The organism is Xenorhabdus yunnanensis (assembly GCF_028598805.1).
Lineage (GTDB): Bacteria > Pseudomonadota > Gammaproteobacteria > Enterobacterales > Enterobacteriaceae > Xenorhabdus > Xenorhabdus yunnanensis.
In genome coordinates this window covers 1-3,007 of record NZ_JAQRFI010000117.1, presented here as the reverse complement: position 1 = coordinate 3,007, position 3,007 = coordinate 1, and the positions used below count along the sequence as shown (strand labels likewise).

Here is a 3,007-nt window from a genome sequence, read left to right as displayed (position 1 = left end):
CAGCCCTGTCAGGTATTGTTAGGCGATGATCCTGTTATCACCGGTTATATCGATATCTGGAACTCGTCCATCAATAAATCAACCCACCAAATTCGTGTTACCGGCAGGAGCAAATGTCAGGATTTGGTGGACTGCTCGGCTAAATGGCCGCAGAACGTGATTTCGTCCGCGACGGCGTTGCAGATTAGCCAGAAACTGGCGCAGGGGTACGGCATTGGCGTGACCTCCGATGTAACCGATATGCAGCCTGTGCCACAGTTTACCCTGAACTGGGGGGAGTCCTCGCAGGAAATTATTGACCGCATCACCCGCTGGTCAGCCCTGCTGTATTACGATACACCCGATGGAAATCTGCTGTTAACCCGTGTCAGTGACAACGTGGCCGCCAGCGGCGTTGAGCAGGGTAAAAACGTTGAAATGGCGGATTACCAATCCTCAATGAATGAACGATTCTCCGAATACAGCGGCCTGTCCATGAATGTCAGCGGCCTGAGTGAACTGTCTCAGGGGCAGGGGTATAAAGTGGTTGAAATTGCCACCGCCAAAGATCCTGAAGCGGAAAAGATACGTTATCGCAACTATGTCACCATTATCGAAAGCACACTCCACACATGGCAGCGACAGCAGGAGTCCATCGATTGGGAAATGAACCGTCGCTATGGGCGCTCTAAAGTCCTCAAGGTGCTGGTCGATAGCTGGCGCGATATCAGCGGGGCATTATGGCAACCGAATACATTGATCCCGATTCATTTACCTGTTTTCGGGCTGGCGTCTGAGCAGTGGCTATTGTCAGAAGTGTCCTATGTCCGCAACAAAGATGATGGAACACGAGCCGAATTAACCCTGATGCCCCCTGCGGCGTTCACTGTTCAGCCGTATGAATTCTACGAGACAATTATGGAGACACGTGATTATGGACGTTAAAAATTTATATCGTCGCGCCATGATGATGTTGGGGCTGGGCAGGATCACCACCTGTAATGACAGCGGCGTCATCCAACAGGTTCAGTATCAAACAGCAATGGAAGTCCGTGATAACACAAAGCGGATCGCCGAGTTTGGTTTTTCGTCAGGACTGCCAGCCGGAACTGATGTTGTGCTCGCGTTTTTAGGGGGTGACCGCTCTAATGCGGTGGTGATTGGCAGTAATCACCAACAATACCGGCACAGGGGATTAAATCCCGGTGAGGTGGTGGTTTATAACCAATGGGGTCTGCATATCCTGCTGACCGAATCGGGGATTACGGTGGAGGCTCAGGGGCAACCTATAACGGTCAATAATGCCTCGAAAGTCACTGTTAATGCCGCCACAGAAGTGTTTCTTAATACGCCGGTACTCAGAGTTACGGGCGATATTATTGATAACTGTAATAGCAATCAAACCACGATGAAGCAACTCCGTGATAACTACAATGAACATACCCATCCCGTCCCCGGTGTGAGGTCAGGTGATTCGACCGTAACCAGCAGAACGACAGGAGCGACGGTGAAATGAGTGATATTACCTCATGGTGGGATGTCAACAATATCCATGCCGACTGGTTGGCTGGGCGCGGGGATTTGGTGACCGGGAATGACCTGCAAACCGCCATCATTATCAGTTTGTTTACTGACCGACAGGCACGGGCGGATGATGCCATTGATGGCACAGATCGCCGGGGTTGGTGGGGTGACAGTGAGGCAGATTATCAAATTGGCTCCCGGTTATGGCTGCTCCATCGGCAAAAATTAACCACCGCTGTAGCATTGGCCGCCGAGGATTATGCGCGTGAAGCGTTGCAATGGATGCTGGACGACGGAGTAGCAGCGTCTGTTGATATCCGCACACAGATTGTCTGGCCCAATCGATTGAACATGATAATTCGTTATCAGCGTCCCGGGCGTGATAATGAAAATTTGCGGTTTTTTTGGGTATGGGAACGAGAAAATGCCATTTAAACGAAAAACACTGACCGAATTACGCGAGCAGAATCGCAGTTTTTTGCAGTCAGAATTACAGAAAACCGGCCCGTTATTGCGATTTTCCAATATGGGCGTGCTGGCTGATATGGACGCGGGGATGGCGCATCTGCATTACGGTTACCTCGATTATATCGCCCGGCAAACGACGCCATTTACGTCGACGGATGAATGGCTGTCAGGCTGGGCGGCGTTGAAAAAAATATTCCGAAAACCGGCGACTGCCGCCCGATGTGAGCAATTCCAGTTTACGGGGGTGGCGGGGACCATTATTTCCGCTGATACAATCTTGAACCGGGGTGATGGTTATCAGTATAAAACATCGGCAGAAATTCGTATTGCTGACACTGGGTGTGGAATTGTCAGTATTACGGGCATTTTGCCTGATATCACTGATCATGTTTCAGGTGGCGGAGTTGCCGGTAATGCCCCCGCGGGGACCGTGTTAACGCTCGACCAGAGTATTGCGGGTGTTGATGTTGAGGGAACCGCTGTTGTACCCATAACGGGCGGCGCTGATATTGAGAGTGAATCAGCGTTTCGCTCTCGTATGCTGTTGGCCTATCAGGGTTCACCCCAGGGCGGCTCTGATGATGATTATAAACTGTGGGCGCTGTCTGTGCCGGGCATCACCCGCACGTGGGTCAGAGGCCGGGCAGTGGGTGCGGGTACAGTAGGTGTTTATATCATGTGTGACAATAATGGACGGGGTGGTTTTCCCATCGGTACTGATGGTGTTTCAGCCCATGAATCTGATTATGCTGTGCATGCGACAGGTGATCAATTGCGGGTGGCTGATTATATTTATCGGGTTCGTCCTACGACGGCCTTAGTCTGGGTGCTGTCACCGATAAAACGTATCATTGATTTTAATATCAGCGGTATTGCACATGGTGGCACAGAAATAACCCATAAAATTGCGGCCGCGATTGATAATGTGTTGTTTGAGAAGGGCAATCCAGACGGAACCGGGAAAATTTTTATATCCGATCTGCAATATGCGATTGCTGATGTGCCGGGAACGACAGGATTTGTGATTGCGTCTCCG

4 protein-coding genes are annotated in these 3,007 nt (G+C 50.7%); all 4 read left to right on the top strand.

Annotation, left to right across the window (positions count from 1 at the left end):
- Window positions 1-924: phage baseplate assembly protein (locus PSI23_RS20785; protein WP_273556858.1), on the top strand; the 924-nt coding region annotated here is incomplete at its 5' end.
- Window positions 914-1,495, top strand: coding sequence for a phage baseplate assembly protein domain-containing protein (locus PSI23_RS20780; protein ID WP_273556857.1), 582 nt, complete (start codon window positions 914-916; stop codon window positions 1,493-1,495). The genes PSI23_RS20785 and PSI23_RS20780, both read left to right, overlap by 11 nt.
- Window positions 1,492-1,938 carry a phage GP46 family protein gene (locus PSI23_RS20775; RefSeq protein ID WP_273556856.1) on the top strand — a complete coding sequence of 149 codons (447 nt, stop codon included), beginning with the start codon at window positions 1,492-1,494 and terminating at the stop codon, window positions 1,936-1,938. Before PSI23_RS20780 ends, PSI23_RS20775 begins: the two co-directional genes overlap by 4 nt.
- Window positions 1,928-3,007 (top strand): baseplate J/gp47 family protein (locus PSI23_RS20770; protein WP_273556855.1); only part of this gene is annotated, 1,080 nt, incomplete at its 3' end. The genes PSI23_RS20775 and PSI23_RS20770, both read left to right, overlap by 11 nt.